The organism is Sphingobacterium prati (assembly GCF_013167215.1).
GTDB classification, from domain to species: Bacteria; Bacteroidota; Bacteroidia; order Sphingobacteriales; family Sphingobacteriaceae; genus Sphingobacterium; species Sphingobacterium prati.
In genome coordinates, this window is record NZ_JABJWY010000034.1 from 250,119 (window position 1) to 270,472 (window position 20,354).

General features: G+C 39.3%; 18 protein-coding genes and 1 tRNA gene. 10 read left to right on the forward strand and 9 right to left on the reverse strand.

Features of this window, described 5'->3' with window-relative positions:
• Positions 1-3 precede the first annotated feature (3 nt).
• The 3 genes from HPC41_RS11290 to HPC41_RS11300 all read left to right on the forward strand — a co-directional run bounded on the left by HPC41_RS11290 (position 4) and on the right by HPC41_RS11300 (position 2,741).
• Complete coding sequence (locus HPC41_RS11290; protein ID WP_172394124.1) at positions 4-1,293, forward strand: anthranilate synthase component I family protein; 1,290 nt, start codon at positions 4-6, stop codon at positions 1,291-1,293.
• Between the two features lie 108 nt (positions 1,294-1,401).
• Positions 1,402-2,019, forward strand: a complete 618-nt coding sequence (locus tag HPC41_RS11295) for a TatD family hydrolase (protein ID WP_172394125.1) — start codon at positions 1,402-1,404, stop codon at positions 2,017-2,019.
• Positions 2,016-2,741, forward strand: coding sequence for a tRNA threonylcarbamoyladenosine dehydratase (locus HPC41_RS11300; protein WP_104381936.1), 726 nt, complete (start codon positions 2,016-2,018; stop codon positions 2,739-2,741). Before HPC41_RS11295 ends, HPC41_RS11300 begins: the two co-directional genes overlap by 4 nt.
• An 87-nt stretch (positions 2,742-2,828) precedes the next feature.
• Here HPC41_RS11300 and HPC41_RS11305 read toward each other — a convergent pair whose 3' ends face one another.
• Positions 2,829-3,341 carry a BON domain-containing protein gene (locus tag HPC41_RS11305; protein ID WP_172394126.1) on the reverse strand — a complete coding sequence of 171 codons (513 nt, stop codon included), beginning with the start codon at positions 3,339-3,341 and terminating at the stop codon, positions 2,829-2,831.
• A gap of 74 nt (positions 3,342-3,415) precedes the next feature.
• On the reverse strand, positions 3,416-3,886 hold the full coding sequence (locus tag HPC41_RS11310; RefSeq protein WP_172394127.1) for a GreA/GreB family elongation factor: 471 nt from the start codon (positions 3,884-3,886) through the stop codon (positions 3,416-3,418).
• A 143-nt stretch (positions 3,887-4,029) separates the two neighbouring features.
• On the opposite strand from HPC41_RS11310, the gene HPC41_RS11315 reads away from it, so the two are divergent.
• A tRNA-Ser gene (locus HPC41_RS11315) sits at positions 4,030-4,117 on the forward strand.
• A gap of 870 nt (positions 4,118-4,987) precedes the next feature.
• Positions 4,988-5,317, forward strand: a complete 330-nt coding sequence (locus tag HPC41_RS11320) for a YegP family protein (protein ID WP_172394128.1) — start codon at positions 4,988-4,990, stop codon at positions 5,315-5,317.
• Between the two features lie 240 nt (positions 5,318-5,557).
• On the opposite strand, the gene HPC41_RS11325 is transcribed toward HPC41_RS11320, so the two are convergent.
• The gene (locus HPC41_RS11325; RefSeq protein WP_172394129.1) at positions 5,558-6,583 is read right to left on the reverse strand and encodes an LLM class flavin-dependent oxidoreductase; all 1,026 of its coding nucleotides are present in this window, start codon (positions 6,581-6,583) and stop codon (positions 5,558-5,560) included.
• Between the two features lie 208 nt (positions 6,584-6,791).
• On the opposite strand from HPC41_RS11325, the gene HPC41_RS11330 reads away from it, so the two are divergent.
• Together HPC41_RS11330 and HPC41_RS11335 are read left to right on the forward strand one after the other, a co-directional pair.
• Positions 6,792-7,616, forward strand: a complete 825-nt coding sequence (locus HPC41_RS11330; RefSeq protein ID WP_172394130.1) for a helix-turn-helix domain-containing protein — start codon at positions 6,792-6,794, stop codon at positions 7,614-7,616.
• An 80-nt stretch (positions 7,617-7,696) separates the two neighbouring features.
• Positions 7,697-8,287 (forward strand): NAD(P)H-dependent oxidoreductase, encoded by a 591-nt coding sequence (locus tag HPC41_RS11335; protein WP_172394131.1) that lies wholly within the window; start codon positions 7,697-7,699, stop codon positions 8,285-8,287.
• 133 nt (positions 8,288-8,420) lie between these two features.
• On the opposite strand, the gene HPC41_RS11340 is transcribed toward HPC41_RS11335, so the two are convergent.
• On the reverse strand, positions 8,421-8,774 hold the full coding sequence (locus tag HPC41_RS11340; protein ID WP_246250589.1) for a ferredoxin: 354 nt from the start codon (positions 8,772-8,774) through the stop codon (positions 8,421-8,423).
• A gap of 52 nt (positions 8,775-8,826) precedes the next feature.
• The gene (locus HPC41_RS11345) at positions 8,827-9,675 is read right to left on the reverse strand and encodes an AraC family transcriptional regulator (RefSeq protein ID WP_172394132.1); all 849 of its coding nucleotides are present in this window, start codon (positions 9,673-9,675) and stop codon (positions 8,827-8,829) included.
• An 88-nt stretch (positions 9,676-9,763) separates the two neighbouring features.
• On the opposite strand from HPC41_RS11345, the gene HPC41_RS11350 reads away from it, so the two are divergent.
• The gene (locus tag HPC41_RS11350) at positions 9,764-10,951 is read left to right on the forward strand and encodes an MFS transporter (protein WP_172394133.1); all 1,188 of its coding nucleotides are present in this window, start codon (positions 9,764-9,766) and stop codon (positions 10,949-10,951) included.
• A gap of 589 nt (positions 10,952-11,540) precedes the next feature.
• On the opposite strand, the gene HPC41_RS11355 is transcribed toward HPC41_RS11350, so the two are convergent.
• The 3 genes from HPC41_RS11355 to HPC41_RS11365 all read right to left on the reverse strand — a co-directional run bounded on the left by HPC41_RS11355 (position 11,541) and on the right by HPC41_RS11365 (position 16,131).
• Positions 11,541-13,259, reverse strand: coding sequence for a M14 family zinc carboxypeptidase (locus HPC41_RS11355; protein WP_172394134.1), 1,719 nt, complete (start codon positions 13,257-13,259; stop codon positions 11,541-11,543).
• Between the two features lie 423 nt (positions 13,260-13,682).
• Entirely contained in the window at positions 13,683-14,738 is a 1,056-nt protein-coding gene (locus HPC41_RS11360; protein ID WP_172394135.1) for a DUF6807 domain-containing protein, read from the reverse strand.
• Between the two features lie 28 nt (positions 14,739-14,766).
• Positions 14,767-16,131, reverse strand: coding sequence for a Gfo/Idh/MocA family protein (locus tag HPC41_RS11365; protein WP_172394136.1), 1,365 nt, complete (start codon positions 16,129-16,131; stop codon positions 14,767-14,769).
• 222 nt (positions 16,132-16,353) lie between these two features.
• Between HPC41_RS11365 and HPC41_RS11370 the strand changes: the two genes are divergently transcribed.
• Both HPC41_RS11370 and HPC41_RS11375 read left to right on the forward strand, forming a co-directional pair.
• The gene (locus HPC41_RS11370; protein WP_172394137.1) at positions 16,354-17,013 is read left to right on the forward strand and encodes a FadR/GntR family transcriptional regulator; all 660 of its coding nucleotides are present in this window, start codon (positions 16,354-16,356) and stop codon (positions 17,011-17,013) included.
• Positions 17,014-17,098: 85 nt separating this feature from the next.
• Entirely contained in the window at positions 17,099-18,319 is a 1,221-nt protein-coding gene (locus tag HPC41_RS11375) for an MFS transporter (RefSeq protein WP_172394138.1), read from the forward strand.
• A 48-nt stretch (positions 18,320-18,367) separates the two neighbouring features.
• Here HPC41_RS11375 and HPC41_RS11380 read toward each other — a convergent pair whose 3' ends face one another.
• A complete protein-coding gene (locus HPC41_RS11380; RefSeq protein ID WP_246250591.1) occupies positions 18,368-20,347 on the reverse strand; it encodes a RagB/SusD family nutrient uptake outer membrane protein in 1,980 nt (659 codons plus the stop codon).
• Between the last annotated feature and the right edge of the window lie 7 nt (positions 20,348-20,354).

Genomic DNA, 20,354 nt, shown 5'->3' on the forward strand with positions numbered 1-20,354 from the left:
AATATGCGGGTCGAAAGTTTTGATCTTCTCGATTCTAAAGATAAATTTCATCAAAAAGCCCTGCATTGGTCAGGGCAATTTGATGAAATTTCTTTCTTTAATACCAATGGGTTACCTGACCAATGGGGAAAATTTGAGAGTGTATTAGCAGTAAAGGCTCTGCATTCATTTTGTGCAGATGAGGATGTGTTGGATCAATTACAACAATTCCTAATCGAATATCAATGCGAGTTTATTCCAGGGTTTCTGTCTTACGATCTCAAGAATGAGATTGAAGAACTACAAACCAGTGCAATTGACAAACTTGGATTTCCAGCTGCTTATTTTTTTGTTCCCGCGATTACAATCAAAGTGGTGGGAAAGCAAGTAATCATCGAAGGCGATGACCCTGCTGCGGTCTATCAGTCCATCTGTAATACAACACTCGAACAGGAAGATGCCGACCTAGATCTAAAGTTACGCTCACAGTGGACAAAAGAAGAATACTTTGATGCCTTTGATAAAGTGCAACAGCATATCCAACGTGGTGACATATACGAGGTAAATCTCTGTCAGGAGTTCTTCGCAGAAAATGCAGATATTTCTCCGATTGAAGTCTATCTAAAACTGAATGCTGTTTCACCTACCCCATTCAGCAATTTTTTTAAAGTTAGACATCATTTTATCATGAGCGCCTCTCCAGAGCGTTTTTTGGCAAAAAGAAAAGGTAGGTTAATATCTCAGCCAATTAAGGGCACAGCTAAAAGGGGTGTCACGGAACGCGAAGATCGGGATATCATCAATCGTATGCTCAAGTCGCAGAAGGAGATCGCCGAAAATGTAATGATCGTAGATCTTGTTCGTAATGATTTAACGCGGAGCGCGCTTCCTGGGACAGTTGAAGCCACACGTCTATTTGAAATCCAGTCTTTTAAACAAGTACATCAGATGATATCAACCATCAGCTGCATACAGGACCCCAACGTTTCCAATATGGATGTCTTTAGATATACATTTCCTGCCGGCTCCATGACAGGTGCGCCCAAGATTGCTGCCATGCGTATTTGTGATCAGATTGAAAGCTCCAAAAGAGGGATTTATGCAGGTTCGGTAGGCTATTTTGATACTATTCGTGATGAATTTGATTTTAATGTCGTAATCCGTTCAGTCCTGTACAATCAACGCGAAAAATACCTATCCTTTCATACCGGTGGAGCCCTTACCAACCAAGCACTAGCGGAGCAAGAATATCAGGAATGTCTTTTAAAGGCTTCGGCAATCTTGCAGGCACTCAACAGTAAGTTGGAGCAATAAAACTATACTAAATTTGTAGAGAATATTTTTTGCTTCAACTATTTTTTCGACCTTTGTCCTTTAACAATGCTGGTTCCCTATATCGACATACATACACATCGGCTTGATATGATACAGAACGGTTTCAACCGGTCTGTTATAAATATCGCATTGAACCATAATGAAACTATCATTGAGGGAGACTGTTCTATCGGTTTGCATCCCTGGTATATCGACAACAATACGGAAAAAACCTTGGAATTGATGCAGGAAATGATTCAAAAAGGGAATGTTGTGGCATTAGGCGAATGCGGTCTAGACAAAAATAGCGCTGTCTCTTTCGTGGTGCAGCAACAAGTTTTCGATCAGCAGGTATTATTGGCTATTGCCTTTCAGAAACCATTGATTATTCACTGCGTTCGTGCTTTTCAAGAAGTTTTGGCCTCTTTGGTAAAAGCTAAGTTTCATTTACCGGTTATCTTCCATGGCTATCGCAAGAATTGGGCTTTGGCCAAACAGCTCATAGCCAAGGGGTATTACCTTTCGATTGGTATCCATTGCTTGAATGGCAGCCAGGACGAAGTCGTAAGAAATATTCCCCTTACACATTTATTTTTGGAAACAGATACCTATACAGCAACAGAAGTTGCTACCCTATATCAATATGTCGCCCAAGTCCGATCTATTCCAGTAGAGATGCTAAAGCAGGCATTATATCATAATTATAAGATTGTATTAAAAAAATGAAAGATTTAAGTTGGTTGTCACGCACCGAGGCACTGGTCGGTAGGACAGCTTTGGAAAAATTAGCGAATTCACACGTGATGGTTCTGGGCCTAGGCGGTGTGGGTTCCTTTGCGGCTGAATTTATCTGCCGTGCGGGGGTTGGTAAAATGACCATAATAGATGGTGATACCGTAGACCCCTCCAACAGAAATAGGCAGCTGCCGGCTCTAGCAACGAACCATGGTGAAGCAAAAGCTGAAATCATGAGACAGCGTCTTTTAGCTATTAATCCAGAATTGGAATTGACCGTGATCCAGGACTTTATTATCCCTGAAAAAATACCGGCTTTATTGGAAATGGCCCCCGACTATTGTGTGGAAGCCATCGATAGTATTACACCGAAGTTATTTTTCATCAGACTGGCATTGGATGCAAAAATGCCATTTGTAAGTTCAATGGGTGCAGGTGGTAAAGTTGACCCGACAAAAATTGAGATCGCTGATATTAGTAAATCGTATAACTGCAAGCTGGCCCAACATATTCGTAAAAAATTACGTAAACATGGGATACGAGATGGCGTTAAAGTTGCTTTTTCAACTGAGCTTCCGGATAAAAGCTCCTTACTATATACCGATGGAAGTAATTTCAAGAAATCAGCTTATGGAACAATGTCCTATCTACCCGCAGCGTTCGGAGGAGCAATTGCCTCGGTTGCTATTCGGGATTTAATGGAAAATGTTTAAATTAGGTGTAAATAAACATATGCATAAACAGTAAAAGCTACCCATCTGTTGATGTGTAGCTTTTATATTTCAGTGGAAATAAGAAAACTATCGACTGGTCACTCCTTTCATATCAATACCTTTAGGTTTAATATGTTCCAATCTCTTCTTTAGGGAATCCATTTTCGTCTTCTCAATATTGCCTGTTGCAGTAATGATTCCTTCCTTCACTTGAGCTGTAATTGTTGGAAAATCCTCCAGGACTCGATTGACATCTCTAGTTAGGGTAGAGTCGACCGCCCCTCCGACTAGTTCATGATATTTTTCACGCGCGCCTTCGGGCTCGGGAAGATTGACTACAATATTGTTATGAATGGATTTGATCTGCTCACCCCCAGCCATTTTCGTTTTCTCCTCAACAACTTGTTTTAATGAATCCGATCCTAGCTGTCCGTTCAGTGTGACATTACCCTCTTCTACATCCACTGCTATGCCCTGGTTATCTGCTAAAGCACTTTCGATTTTAGACTTTAGCTTATTATCGGATTCTGGTGACCGGCAAGAGTGAACAAAAGGTAAAACACTGAATGAAAGTATCAAAAGTAACTTGTTTAGTTTCATCGTCTGGTTTTATTTTCGTTCATAATGAAAACAGTTATTTTGGCATATTGTTTAACTTTCTTCGATTTAAACAATTAATAGAGCTCAGATATGGTTTGATTTAATCTGTTAAATAGGAAGCTATCCCCGCATTTCTTACCTAGAAGCAACTGACCAATGGGCGATCCTGCTGAAACGACAAAAACATTCTTATCATTTATTTTTAAAGCGCCAATACTCGTTGCAATAAAATAAAGTCCCAAATTTGTTTTTACAAGGCTCCCCAATTTAACAAAGTCGGTCTCCACTCCTATCGCCGAGAAAATATTGGTAAGCTGCATTAAATCTTTATTTGCTTCAAGAAGTTGGCCCTGATAGCGGTTGATATCTTGCTGGATCATCTCCCGAGAGGTTTCGTACTTATCTCCAGCACTACTTTTCGTATCATCATTACTCGAATCCCTTGCTGTTTCCAATGCCGATTCGATCATCGCGATCCGATCATTTGTTCGCCCGAGGGCAACTTCCAAAATATTCTTTTTTATGTCTAAATAAGTATTTGTCATTCTGAAAAATAAGAAATATGTTTTATTCAAAAAAATATAAAAACAATGCGCTTATGATCAATAGCATAGGAAAAATCGTTCTTAAAAAAAGTGTATGGTATTGCAATAAAGCAAAAAATTACTACATTTGTGCACTGAAACACGGAAAGGTGTCAGAGTGGTCGAATGAGCAGTCCTGGAAAGACTGTATACGGGATGACTGTATCGAGGGTTCGAATCCCTCCCTTTCCGCAAAACAAACCGTTTTTAACGCTGTTAAAAACGGTTTTTCTGTTTTAAGTGTTATACCCGCAAGCTTGATTAAACTTTCTTGTTTTGACATGATATTGAGTTTTTAATGACAACACAAAGATGTCGAACCCCAAACTGATCCCTGTCTAAAATGACCGCATATGGCCAACATGGCTTAAATGGACAGCATTAGGCTCGGAATGGCATAATATGGCACTATCAGTCTATCGTGAAGTAGCATTTAAGTACGGTTAGTGTACCGGGAGTGTACTGAAAAGGCACTAATACCCTACCAAAAAGGTACTGGAGAGCTACTAAAAAGCTACCAAAGAGCTACAACAACCAGTAGCGTAGCAGTATGTAAAATGTGAACGAACCGTATTCAACTGGCGAGGGCCGCGTGCCCGGATATCGGAAGAATCTGTGTGCCGTTAATACCGATTTCCGACCCTATGTAATAGATCAGATGGCCTGCGTCAAATTATAACACAATTATTTTAAAAAAATACACAAACGTTAAATGTATAGATTATTAATTTTTTCTTAAGGGCTGTCTATAATCGCACATTGACGAATATGGACAGAGAGGTATCCAGTTGACAGTCAGATAGTGCATGTTGCCATGACAAATTTTAAAGAAAATACTCAGGTTACCTGGCTTAAGCCTGTAACTGAAGAAGAGTTTATCCTCGCTAATAAGTAATTAAGTGAATTGATCAGATGATGTAAACATTTGTCTACCATTTCGATATGTTAATAACTTTAAGCCGATTATTTAATCATTGTTTCACAATAAAAATAATTTTATACGTTATTTTTAATAGTATAATAAAGAATCGCATTTATCACATAAAATTTATAATAGAAAAAATGGGAAAATTTGTAGTGAAAACAAGAAAAGATGGTGAGTTTCAGTTTAATTTAAAAGCAGGAAATGGACAGGTAATTCTGAGTAGTGAGGGCTATAAAACCAAGGCAAATTGCTTAAACGGCGTTGAATCGGTAAAAAGAAATGCTCAGGACAATGATAAATTTGACAGAAAGACTTCGACAAATGGTAAACATTACTTCAGTCTAAAAGCGACCAATGGTCAAGTTATCGGAACAAGTGAAATGTACGAAAGTGCAAGTGGAATGGAAAACGGAATTGAATCCGTAAAATCAAATGCACCCGATGCTACCATCGAAGATCTTGATTAAGTTGTAAAACTTGTTTTGCGTAAGCAAATAATAATAAAAAGCCCGATTTACGCCCGGGCTTTTTGGTTATACATATTGATATCATTCTTCTATTTCTAAATAATTGATACTGGAATAACGTTTTTTTATCAAGCCGTTTTTATCGAATTCCTCAACACATGATTGCCCTATTTCTATTTCTGTATTACCAAAGAAACACTAAGCCGCATTCGGGCACGTTCAGTAAGAAGATAATCTGTCTCATTGATTTATTAATGGTATCACTCGTGTTCCAATGAGTTCAATGGACCTGAATATATCTTCTTTACTCAGCCCGGGATTATCCATCTGAAAAGTAAATCTTGATATACCTCCCAGGGCTTCGCTATGGCGCAGTATCTTTTCAGCAACTTCTTCAGGGCTGCCAATCACATAAGCTCCTGTCTTACCTGCCTGTGCTTCAAACATATCACGAGTTGGTGTCGACCAACCTCTCTCCTTACCTATTTTACCCATCATTTCCTGGTAACCCGGAAAATATATGTCTTTTGCTCTGGTTCCAGTGTCTGAAACAAAACCAAGGGAGTGTAACCCTACCTTAAGATTCTCCCGAGGATGCCCTGCTCTCTCTCCAGCCTCATAATATAAATCAATCAATGGACGGAACCGATGTGTTTCGCCTCCAATAACAGCTACCATCAATGGAAACCCCAATAGTCCGGCCCGCACGAAAGACTGTGGTGTGCCGCCTACTCCGATCCATACAGGTAGCTGCTCCTGTAATGGCCGCGGATATATTGCCTGTTGTTTTAATTCAGGCCGAAAATTGCCCTTCCAGCTCACTTTTTCGTTGTTCCGAATTTCAAGGAGCAGTCTAATTTTCTCATCAAATAATACATCATAATCCTGCGTATCGAATCCAAACAAAGGAAATGCATCAATAAAGGAGCCTCTACCAGCCACTATCTCTGCTCTTCCTTTAGAAATAAGGTCCAATGTTGCATATTCTTGAAATACTCGGACAGGGTCCGCTGCACTTAATACAGTGACTGCACTCGTCAGTCGGATGTTTTTTGTTCTCGCTGCCGCGGCGGCTAGTATCACCGCAGGTGATTCATCCAAAAATTCCTTGCGATGGTGCTCCCCTAATCCAAAAACATGTAGTCCCATCTGATCCGCGAATTCTATTTTTGTCAGCAACGCTTCTATGGCCTCCACATTTTTAGCAGGACTTAACGCACCTTCATATGCACCTGTAGCAATAAAACTATCTATACCTATTTCCATGTTTACTTATTTTATCTGTAACCCTTTATCTAAGAGATGTTCAAATTTCTGTTTTTTTATTATTCAATACGATGATCTACGTCGACAAAATGTTATTTATTAACCGTTACCTTACGTCAAGTGTTTTAAATTAAGGCAATTTATCTAAATGATTATCGGATGTCTAATTTTAGCGTATATTTTTTATTAAATTAGCCTTAGAAAACTGATGAGCACGGACCAAGAAACATATCAAAGCTTTAGGATAGCCGTTCCGGAGGAATTTGAAACGGTGTTTTCCCATTTTTACTTTGCAGCGAATACATCAAAAAACAATATCACAAAAACATTGCTACCATCCTTTCAGACAATGATGGTGTTTAATTTCGGGACACCGGCCTTATTTATCTCCAAAGAAAAGGCAAAAATCAGTATTGGTAACTGCATTGTACTCGGCCCAGTTAAACAAGCCTTTTCTTACACTTTACTCCCCGGGACGCAGCTATTGATCGCCAATTTCAAAGCTGATGCTTTTTATCGTTTTTTTGGTAGACCACAACTTTCCGGGGATCAGACCATAGATCCTGACGAGCTCTTATTGGACAACTGCTTTCACTATTTATGGCAGCAGCTAAACGAAATCGATGATGTGGCAGAGAAAGTAAAGTTTATCTTAAATTTTTGTAAGCCTTACTTGAGATCGCAGGATGATGTTTCTGCTTTACTTTTCAATTTTCAATCCGGACTACTAAATCCTGTTAAATCTGTTGCCGAGCAAACCGGACACAGTGAAAGAAATATTCAGCTCATCCATAAAAGACATTTTGGATTCAGCGCCAAAGAATTGAGTCGATATGGGCGTTTTATCAAGGCGATTGGATTCATCCAACAGCTACCTTCTTCAACAGGAAAGGTAAACTGGTTTGAAATAATCGAGGAATGCGGCTATTATGATCAAAGTCAATTGATTCATGACTTCAAACATTTTACCAATACTTCACCTAAAAAATTTTTAAAATTTCGGCGTGATGTCTGCAGGGCATCTGATGGATAAACCTTTTTTCGTTTTCTTACAATTTTCCCGATTGCATTCCCGATAGATTTGTTCCATTCAATCAATTAAAAATAAAAAAAATGAAACATCTCATCATTTATGCACACCCAATTGACGGCAGTTTAAATAATCACTTTCAGCAGATCGTAAAAGATACCTTGCTACGAAATGGACAGGAAGTCATCGTAAGAGATCTCTATCAATTAAATTTTAACCCGGTATTGTCTCGCGATGATATCAATGGCCAACGTGGGGGGATCATTGATCAGGACGTAAAAAGAGAGCAGGACTATATTATCTGGGCCGATGCCATTACTTTTATATACCCCATCTGGTGGACAGGTATGCCTGCTATTATGAAAGGATATATAGACCGTGTATTCAGTTATGGATTTGCCTACAGATATGATGCCGGTGTTCAAAAAGGCCTGCTGACCGGAAAATCGGCATACATCATCAATTCTCACGGTAAATCAACTATGGAATACCAAAAAACCGGAATGGACAAAGCCTTACAATTGACCTCTGATAACGGTATATATAGTTATTGTGGTCTTGAAATCAAGCGACACTTCTTCTTTGATCAGGCTGACCGTGCAGACAGTCATACTGTCGAATCATGGGGATCACAGCTCAGACAGGTCTATTTAGAAAATGAACTAACTGTATAAAATAAAAAACTACTGTGCTGCTTAGCAAGCAACCAAAATTCCGGGAAAAAGTTTCGTTTCCCGGATTTCCCGAAATTCCAAATCAATAACCTGGATTTCAATGCATTAATTCGACGGATTTTCCCATCGTGATTCAAAAACTTTTCATTTCAATAGACACCTGTTGACTCCTCAAATTTTCTAGACACACTTCATCTGCAACCCCATAAAGGATTTGATCTGTTAAATCCGCAACACTATGGGGTATTTCTTCTGGGGTCTCCATTAATTTGAAGCAAAAATCTTTACCATTGCTCACAATCCAATTTGCGATATCGGCTATTCCATCTTCAGATTCTTCCATAAAATCAATGTATGGTTCGGATTGAAATTCGACAGAAGCTTCCACAAACTCCTCCTGAAATCGGATAATTTCTTCCTTAGTAACAGAAAAAAGGATCTCTTTGAGCCTTTCCCTACTATGTTCTGCATTTTTATTATGGTCCAAAACCATTCGGATATTTCAATATTCTCCATGATAAATTTTATTTTCCTGATTCCTAAGCTTGCATTGCTATACGTCCTTTCGCCTTTCTGAATTCTGTCAGGCTCATTACGTGTGTCTTTTTAAAGAATTTATTTAGATGGCTCTCATCTGAAAAACCAAATTCGGACACAATTTCATTGACCCGCATATCACTAAAAAGAAGCCTATGCTCGATCAATCTCATTTTATAATTCAATATATAATGCTGGATTGTTTCACCACATTGCTTTTTAAAGTAGCTACCAAGATAACTTTCAGAGAAGCCAAATTTATGAGCGATTGAAGATACTTTTAACAATGCCGGATCATGGATATTTCCCTGAATATAATTAATAATGTCTAACACCCGCTTATCTGTATTGGATGCCACATGTGCTACTCTCATCTTTGAAATGTTCCTCGCCGCAATGACAATCAATGCATTCACATAATGTAGGGTCAGCTCCTCTTGAAAGAGGTCCGGATGATTGATGCCATGAAGAAGCGAGGAAACAATCGAATCAACCAGAATAACATCGGGTTTATTCTGTAAAATGCACCCGGATAAGTAGGAAGCTCCATATAATAGACATTCCATCGAATTTATGCTATTCCACTTGTAGTCTTTTACATACCGTTCGCTGAACTTAACGAGCAAAAGTTCCGTATGTTCGATTACTTCCAAATTATGCTGATCATTTGGTGTAAGGAGTATGAGACTACCTTTGCTGTATGAAGCGGTATTGTTGTTAATCTTAAGAAATCCTTCTCCACAGATGACATATATGATTTGAAAAAAGGAAAACTGGTTATCTTTTAAAGGACAGTTTACCACCTGATGGTATTCCACTTTGACCAATTGATCTATGTTCTCTCTTCCCATAACGCAAAAATACCTATTTATCATTAAAAAGTACTGATTTTTCACAATATTTCTGTTCAAATTTGCTACATCAAAACTTTAGATAGCAATGAAAAAATCAATCTACGTCCTCGCACTCGGTGCATTTGGCATAATTACAACTGAATTTGGAATAGTTGGAATCCTTCCGACAATTAGCCGAGAGTTCGGCATATCATTAGATACTGCCGGATGGCTACTCAGCGCATTTGCGATAACGGTGGCGGTTTCGTCACCTTTTATCACTTCCTTCACAACCAAAATAAATCGAAAACTTCTTTTATGTCTGGTTATGAGCATATTTGTCCTCTCAAACTTAATTTCCGCATTTTCTTCAAATTTCACTATGCTGATGGTGGCCCGCATCCTGCCAGCAATATTACATCCGCTATTTTGGAATATCTCTATCGCTATTGCTTTTAAAAATAGCGGAGCAAAGGGGGTTTCCACGGTCATGTTGGGTCTTAGCTTAGCAACTGTCCTTGGAATCCCGTTAACAACCTATGCGGTAGATCTATTTAATAATTGGCAGGCTTCATTTTTCCTAAGCAGCGCCATCAGTCTAATTGCTTTTATAGGTCTGTTGGTTTTTATACCTTCTATTCCTGCGGACAATACAAAATCCACTCAAAATCAGATCGCCGTAATGAAAAGTCCTCTTTTGTGGCTCAACCTGATTTCAACCATTTGTACACTAGCGGCGATGTTTTCCAGTTATACCTATCTTACCGCCTATCTTGAACAAATTACTAAGATGGATGGTGCACAGATCAGCGTTATGTTACTGCTCTTCGGTGGCATGGGAACGTTAGGAAATTGGCTGATGGGCCTGGCCTTAAACAGAAACGTGCTATTAACAGCAAGATTCTTTTTGGCTTCTTTAATCGCAGTACAGGTGCTCGCTTACTACTTAGGCGGAATATTTGCACCAATGGTCATTATAGTCTCCATCTGGGGAATGATTCATACGGGTGGATTTCTGGTTTCAAATATTCGGACAACTCAGTCGATTCCCCATCACGCCCTTGAATTTGTGAATAGCTTACTTACTTCATCCTTCAATATCGGAATTTCCTTGGGTGCTTTTCTCGGAGGAATAATAAGCGCCTACTATGGTGTACATTATGTTTTATGGGTAAGTGTCTTGCTATTAGCGGTAACATTTGCGATGAGTTTTGTCACCTTCCCAAAAACGCAAACAGAGGATGAGGAAAGTATAGCGACAAAGCTTGCTCCATCGGTCTGTAAACAAGCTTAAGAAATCAGCTCGCAAAATAGCTTAAATAAAAGTATCTCTTTTGTTAAAAAGGGATACTTTTATTTGGGTGTATTGGCGTTTTTGACCTTATTCACTAGCTTCTTGATGTATCACTTCAAAGTTATTCTGTACGACCGGCAAAAAGTGATTTTAGATCCTATACAGGATAAATCTCCTTTTCATAACAATTAAATAATCCTTTTCGGAAAGAGACCATTCCGACAAATTTATATCCCTTTTTAAGACACACGGTATTAGTCTGATTATTCAACGAGAAAGCATCAAAACGTATTGATTTATATTGATTTTCTAACGCATAATGTTCCGTATAACGAATCATTTGGCTCGAAATCCCTGACCGCGGGAGCAAATCGCGGAGTCAAGTCTTACCGCTAAACCAATCTTGATCGGAACCTGGGCTGACACCACCTGGGCAATTGGGTTTTATGTAAAAAATGGGTTCCGACAAGTAACGCACTTAGAAAAGGAATTTCTATTACGACAATACTGGAATATTCCGCCGACAGATCAAAACGTCGGTAGTTCTTGTCGGTTCGGGTTTTGATGTTAGGAAACAAGATATACCGCGTTAAGGCACTATTCTAAAAATCGGATACAGTAGATGTGATTTTTCATAATAGTTCGAATGCTTATATACCCAATCCAATTGGGCTTTTCCGTCAGCTGCAAATTTTGGACTACTTGCTTTTTCTTTATCAAACGCAGATTTTAAATCCTTATTTTCTTTTAAAAGTTTGGCTGCCGTATCTTCAAAAACATAGGCAGAGTAATATTCTTTTTGTCCAAGGATCGCATCAAAGAAATTCCAGTTGAAATAGGAGTCCATTGCTTCGGGTTCCAGTGTCTCCATAAGATATTTTATGCCATCCTGATCCAGCGGAACCAAAAAGTCTCCTGCCCTGAACCTCACTTCCTTCATTTCCCTGAACACATCGGTATCATAATGGAGATAATGCCCTTCGTAAGGTACTGAAGTTGTTTTAAAATCTTTGATCCTATACTGTTCCACAGTTATGATAGTATCTCGTAGTATGGGATTCATTTTAATCTGATTGAGCTTCAATAAGTCAATAACTTTCCATTCGGATTGGGGGATTACATAATACTTCGGAATTACAACTTCCTTTGTTGGAAAATAAGTGTTGTACAATTTGACTTGCTTTGAAAATTTTGAATTTCGGTCATACCACAATCTATTTTCTGAGGAAACATCGCTGGGCTTATATTTCGCTTCAAAACCTTTAAAATTAATATTTTCATATTTCGTAGAATCAAGTTTCCAGGCTATAGGATAATTGTTCCCTATACCGTACTGACTCAGATTATCTGTTCTTTTTTGTCGAATAACCTGATGGTTCTTGTCCATAAAATTGAGTGTATATAGCATATAATCATACGTTGCTTTTACCCGTTCGCGATACGGCTTCAGCATATGTGTTTCGACGACAGTACCGATGACATTGAAAAGACTGGTATAGCCAGTTGCATACCTCGGTGAATCCATAAAAACTGGAAAGCCACCATCGGGAATATCATGGTGAATATTGACATAAGGAACAGAAATAAATCCCCCATTCTCTAAATCTATGAGAATTTTTTTTTGCATATGACCACTAAAATAATCACCCAATGCCCTTCCCAATCGCTCTTTATTCGTTGAAATATAAGTAAACGTATATTGATAGTCTGCGCCATTGCTGACATGGTTGTCAATAAAAACATCTGGCTTTATCCATTGAAAAACCCGCTGAAAACTTCGCGAATTTTTAGTATCTGTTTTGATAAAATCCCTATTGAGATCATAATTTCTTGCGTTTCCACGAAAGCCATACTCTTCGGGGCCATTTTGATTCGCTCTGGAAAACCCGTTGCGATTTAGCATTCCGCTGACGTTATAGCTCGCTATCGCAGCTATAATAACATGCTTAGGTGTTTTTATCCTGCCCGTTGCCAGATCTCTCATAAGCATCATAGTTGCATCAATTCCGTCGGGCTCCCCGGGGTGAATACCATTGTTAATAAACAGTACCGATTTATTTTCTCTTGCCTCTTCCAAGGTTTGTTGCGATGGATTGAATATAACAACATCGATCGGGGCCCGGTTATCATCTTCTCCCTTTGTTTCATAACTGATTGCGGGAAATTGATTCGCCAATCCCTGATAGAATTTGCGCATTTCCTCAAACGTAGTCGACTGATTACCATTGCCTTTCTCGTACGGTGAAAGGTTTTGAGAATAGCCCACACTTGAAATCAATAAAAAAAATAAAATTGGAAGTTTTTTCATAAAATCAATTTAATGTCCTAAGTTAAAAAAAACTTACTAAAGTCAGTTTCTTTCAAACATGCCAGTACCAAAACTATATATGACGCACTCCCGAATGGGGAAATCCATATTACTACCCTCGAAAATTGTATTGGAGCTTTCGAGGGTAGATGAAAACAGTGCTCATTTTGCCAAGAACTGTCCACTTATAGGGTTTTAGCAAGAGAAAGATCTAGGCCTAAACCCTTGAGCGAAGCAAATGTTAGCTTGTCCATCATTGCCCCATCGAAACGAATTGTTTGGAGTGTTTTATAATACCTGTTTGTTAAGGTAGAAGGATAAAATAACAACTACTTCTAGTTGTTGTTCCACTACTTTTAGTTCCAATTATCAACCCATAGTTGCCAAGCCACGTATACTGCATTGGTTAAGGACAAATCGCGACTACTTTTTGACCTTCTTATCGGCAAAAGCAAATTCTTCCCATAACTTTTCTATGGCATTATTTGACAATCTTTCCTTGTCTGATGCGATGACGATACGATAGCGAAATGTAACTGAATTGCCTTTTTCAAGTCTTAAATTCAATACTTCATTTCCCTTGCTAAAAACTTTTTGCCCAAGCGGATTTGCAGCAAATAAACCATATCCCCGCGCGTGCCAATAGGTTGGATAGCCGACATTATCTGGATTGTCCATAATGACAACGCTAATGGTATCATTTCCTTTTTGTCCATAAAGCATACACCATTTTCCACGGGTACCCCAAGCAGCATCATCCACCTTATTTTCACTCGTCAGATAGTGGCCCGTAACATTGCTTGCAAGATTACTTTTAACTTTAGTTACGGAACCGTGTATATCAGTAAACTTTCGTTCTTCTTTGGAAGGTAATTCCAGCTCGTGCGCAACACGAAGGCCAAGTAAGCCATCTTTAACATCTATAAAAGAAACAGAGTCCATAGCAGTAAGCGTTGTCGTCCGGTCGATAATTCGAAGGTTCGCAGTTGCCGTAAAAGTGAAAGCCGTATGTTCTTTCAATAAGACATGTCTTTTCATGTCGCGCCAGTCTGCCGTGTATTTTAGTATACCCGCCGCACCACTTTGGGTTTCGGAGATGGATGTCGTTGTGATCCATCCATAGTTCGGTTTCTTGGCTTCAGGTATAGCAGACGAATTGTTCCAAAAATCAAGACCATTCACACTTTCATAGTTCATCCACAAGCCAATATGATGTGGATGATCTGTCGGTTCATTCGGCCGTGGGTCTAACGGAAAGCCTCTGGTAATAATATCCCCCTTCGCCGAAAAAATTGGGTACAATGTAGGTTTTTCCAAATTATCTGGGTAGATAAAAGCTGTAAAAGGTCGATCATTCGCCGTGATAATAACTTCTTTACGTGCTTTATCTTCTCGAACGGCTATAAATTGTTTTTTCTGAGCGGACACCATTGGCATCATGACAATCAGAAGAAGTGAAAATAGGAATATTTTTTTCATTTGTTGGATTGATCTAAGTTTAACTTGGTTAATATTTGAATGCCCTACCGCCTGCTATCACTTCTTGTTGTTTATTGTCGAAAGTGACTTTTTCTCCTGTCCTATAGGCTGCATTTGCCATAATAACAGCAATCGAATGGTTGTAACCGACTTCAATTGGCGCATTGGGTTCTTTACGACTGCGCACGCATTCCATCCAATTACGTATATGCGCCAAGGTGACAACATCCCCTCCAGTATTAGCTGCAGTACTTACCCGAATATTATTCAAACTAATATCAGGCAATAGATTCGCTTTCATACCCATTGCACTGGCATACTCCTCGGTCAGGCCACCTGTGGCAGATATTTTATTGCTATCTAAGTTGAGTGTTCCGCCATTGCTATAATAAATTTCCTTTACCTCCTCACCTTTCATTACGCCGGAATTTGTCTGTCTGGATTTAAACAATACCTGAAATCCTTGAGTCAAATCTTCTAACGGACCATAGTCAAATACGGCAGTAAACGTATCCGCATTTTCCCTACCGTCTTTCCAAAGATAGTTCCCTCCATTCACGACAACACTTCGTGGGTTCGGAAGACCTGTAAACCAATGCACTGTATCAATCTGGTGGCATAACCATTGTCCAGGAATACCAGATGAATAGGGCCAGAATAAACGGTACTCAAGATAATGTCTGGCATTGAAAGGTACATCAGGACGATTGAGCAAAAAGCGTTTCCAGTCGGTGTCTTCTTCTTTTAGTTTGGCAACTAGATCAGGTCTGCGCCATCGCCCTGGCTGGTTTACGTTCCACGTAAGTTCCACCATGACGATATTTCCGAATTTCCCACTTTTGATAAAATCATTTGCTGCAAAGTAATTCACGCCGCTCCGACGTTGCGAACCAATCTGCACAATCTTCTTGCTATCTTTAACCGCTTTTAATACCGCACGCGCGTCTTCCATTGTTTCGGCGAGTGGTTTCTCCACGTACGCATCCTTACCTGCATTTACAGCCTCTATCGCGTGTAATGCATGCTGAAAATCTGATGTTGAAACAAAGACTGCATCGATATCTTTGATATCATACAGGGACTCATTATTCAAGCATGGCTTAATTGAATGTCCCAATTTTTGTTTCCAGAATTCCACACCTTCTTCGCGACGCAACTTCCAAATATCGCTTACAGCGATAATATCGAAATTCAAATCTTTATAAGCCGCAAGAAATGAGGGCGCATGTGCCCCTTTATGCCGATCTGAAAATCCAACCACCCCGATATTGATTCGATCATTGGCTCCAATAATCCGTCGATAACTTGAAACGCTAAATGCGTGTGTTCCTGTATACATACTAGCCCCAAGCAGCCCTGCTTTTTTTATAAAATCTCTACGTGAATTACTCATTTTTTTTAGTTTAGTTATCTACTAAAAGAAAATTTCTGGCATTTTGTTTTATTTTGAATACATCTTATAGATTCATCAAACACTGCACTTCACTACCAACGCTCCCCGGCAATAATTAAGTCAAAAAGAGCTTTCATCATGCACTGGATATTAATTTAAAAATTTATTTGCGTTCCAGCTTAAAATTATCATACCTTTGCAATCATCAGATGATATGACTATATGAAAACTGAACACATCGTACGGAGATCTTTAGCTGAGGAGGTTGCTTCCGCAATTGAAGAAAAAATCAAATTGGGTAATTTCCCTATAGATTCGAAACTCCCTGCTGAGCCGGAACTCATGAAGCAGTTTGCTGTAGGAAGATCAACAATTCGCGAGGCCATTAAATATTTAAGTCAATCTGGTTATCTGCATGTTCAACAAGGTTTAGGAACATTTGTTAAAAGAGTGACTGGACATCACGCGCTTGACGCGGAAATTGAAAAGGGTAATTTCAACGATATTTTTGAGGTCAGACAGGTTTTGGAACTGAAAATTATTGAAAAGGCTGCAGTGAATCGAACGACAAAAGGTCTGAGAGATATGGCTATTGCCCTTAAAAATAGAGCCAAATATGCCAACAGTGGGAATTTTACTCTTTGTGTAGAAGCAGACATCGCTTTTCATAGCGCTATTGCCGAATCTTGTGGAAATAGTATCTTAAAAGCATTATACAATACCTTATCGGTTCACGTTAATAAATTTTTCACGGAAATTTATAAGGACACCAGTCCTTTTCTGATCTCACAAAAACGACATGAGGATCTGATGGAAGCAATTAAAAATAAAAATATCCAACAGGCTGTTGCACTAGCAACTCAAATTATCCAACATAAATAATTTTCTAACTTCTTGTAGTGTATAATCCCGACAATCAAACATATAAATCACATTAAAAACATCAGATGACCTGATGTATTAATTTATGAAAACAGAATCTTTAAAAGCTGATGGTTCTTGGAACAGTTCCCAGACAGTCTACCCTATTTTATTTGCAATTAGCATTTCTCATTTGTTGAATGATCTCATTCAGTCGGTTATTCCAGCTGTTTATCCCTTATTAAAATCTAATTATGCCCTTAGTTTTACCCAAATCGGTATTATTACCTTAGTATTTCAGCTGACGGCCTCTATCCTGCAGCCTTTTGTTGGACTTTATACCGACAAAAATCCCACGCCGAGGTCTCTGGCAATTGGCATGTTGTTTTCGCTAGCTGGTTTACTTTGTATTGCTTTCGCCTCTAGTTTTATTTATATCCTACTTTCAGTGAGCCTGATCGGGATGGGGTCCTCAATTTTTCACCCCGAGGCTTCCCGTGTTGCCCATTTGGCCTCTGGCGGCAAAAAAGGATTGGCGCAATCAATTTTTCAGGTGGGGGGAAATGCAGGTGGCGCGATAGGTCCACTCCTTGCCGCGCTGATCGTTATCCCATTTGGTCAACAATATATCGGTGTTTTTGGTGTGTTGGCAATTTTAGCTATCTTAATCCTTACCTATGTTGGAAATTGGTATCAATTGCACCTTAAGCCGAAATCCACCGTCGCAACACTTAGCACCACACAGTCAAAATCAAACTTTTCAAAATCTAAAATTATCTTTGCCTTAGTTATTTTGTTGATTCTCATATTTTCAAAATATTTCTATATGGCATCCATGACCAGCTACTTTACGTTTTACCTAATCGATAAGTTTGGCATTAGCGTACAAGAATCACAAATTTATCTCTTTGTTTTCCTGGCATCAGTAGCAGTGGGAACAATACTTGGTGGCCCATTAGGTGATCGCTACGGACGCAAGCTTATTATTTGGATTTCCATACTTGGCGCAGCGCCTTTTACATTGCTTTTGCCACATGCGGGCTTAATATTGACTGTGGTATTGTCCATTCTGATCGGATTGATCATATCCTCTGCTTTCTCAGCAATATTAGTTTACGCCACGGAATTGATTCCAGGAAAAGTAGGTTTAATTGCAGGTTTATTTTTTGGTCTTGCCTTTGGAATGGGTGGGATCGGTTCTGCGATTTTGGGATGGCTGGCCGATAAGACCTCCATTGAACATGTGTTCAATATCTGTGCTTATCTACCCTTAATCGGTATTGTGACCGGATTATTACCCAACATTGAACGTCATAAAAAGGCATAATAAAAACATCTCTCCGAAAATTTTCGGAGAGATGTTTGGTTTAGCGTCTTAGTATCCAGGATTCTGGATGAGTTTGGTATTCCGATTTATCTCGTCACGATGTAAGGACGTAAAATACATCTTGTCATCCCAATTTCTATTCTCGATTCCGGGATCAATGTTACTTACAACGTATTTGTAGCTGTAGTTAGTAGGGTCGTATTTATATATGGTTACTTTTTTGCCATCTTTCAATGTCCCTGTGATATTAATTATATTTGCTTTCCGTCCTATCGTTTCGGCGGCGATCATCCAACGTCTTGCATCAAAAAAACGATGTTCTTCATAAGCCAATTCTATTCTACGTTCATTTCTATAGCGGTTTTTAAGTGCCATACCTGTCTCGGTGATTGCTGGCATTCCAACTCGAAACCGAATTTTGTTTAACCAAGTTTTTGCTTCTGCTTCCTCACCCAGTTCAATACAGGCTTCCACATAGTTTAATACAGCTTCGGTATAGCGTAACATCGGCCAAGGAATACGCTGTCTCGTATTTTGATCTTCTTGTGCAGGATCAGGATCTACAAATTTACGCATATAATACCCCGTCCTTGAACCATTCCAATCTTCAACAGCACTTTTTCTGGTATCCAATCCAAAATGCGTGTTCTTTTGGCCTCCAGCATTGATAATTTCATATTGACCAGTCTGGATCTGATTGCTAGGATCTCTTTTGGTCACATCTGCTGTTCTTGGTTTCCAATCTGCGCCATCATATAAAATTGTGGCTTTCAGTCTCGGGTCACGATTTTGATAGGGGGCCGAAGCCATGGCAGCGTTTGACCAATCAAACTTTTGCCCGTCATTCGTCTCGTAATCATCTACCAACAATTGTATTGGGGTATTACCCGCCCAATTATGGTATCCATTGGGTCCGTTGTCACGTCCTACCCAGCCACCGCGTTCGTCTTTTTCGTCAACAAAATAACGACCTAAGATCATATCCCTCGCTGCTCCAGCGTCTGCCATTTTACTTCCACCACCTAGGGACAAAGCCATATAATTTGCAGTTCCTTCTTCTGCAGACACCGCAGCTGTCAAATCAAGTTTATAGGCAAATTCAGCGCGGTTCAAAACAGCTTTTGCTGCTTCCTTTGCCTTAGTCCATCGCTCAGTTTGACTACCACTGGTATACATTATGTATTCTGGTTTTGCGTAAGCTTTCAGAAGCGGAGATTTGGCACCTGCCTTATTGGCGTCGTGGAGATCACTCGCGGCATATAATAGCACGCGCGATTTTAATGCCAATGCAGCTGTTTCACTCGCGCGTCCTTTAGCAGCCTTTGAATCTTTTAAAAGCAGGCTTGCGCTGTCAAGATCATTGACGATGGCATCAACACACTCGGCATAGCTATTTCTTGGTACCATATAATCTTTATCAGTCAAGGTATAGATCTTATTATCTATCGGTACAGCACCATAAAAACGCAAAAGCTGTTGATAATAATATCCACGCAAAAAATAAGCCTCACCTAACAATTTATTCGCTTTTACTTGATCAAACTTGGCCTCCTTCAAATTAGCGATCGCAATATTGGTTGCTCGAATACGCACATACATACGTCCATATTCATAGGTATCCATGATGTAACCTTGGTCTGCCGGATTGGAACGTGCTTCAGTTACGGTATTAATGCCGCGATTTGGATGCGTGAATAATGCCTCGTCTGTCATGGAAGCCATTTCTTGTTCGTAAAAACCACCGACACCAAAGCCATTGTATATTTCGACTACGAAAGCTTCAGACAGTCCTGCGTCGGACCATACCAATTCATTGGGAACCTCACTGAGTGGTTTTGTATTAACAAAATCATCATTACAGGACTGGAAACCAGCCGATAATACAAGCAAAAGCAGGGATATATTTGCAATTTTTTTCATTTTCTTATCTGATTTATATTTCTGAGAATAAGTTTTCATAGGCTTTTCATTATTTTGAGAACCTGTATACTCACCGGTACTCCCCTGTAGTCCTTTGTTTATTTTCATAATTCTT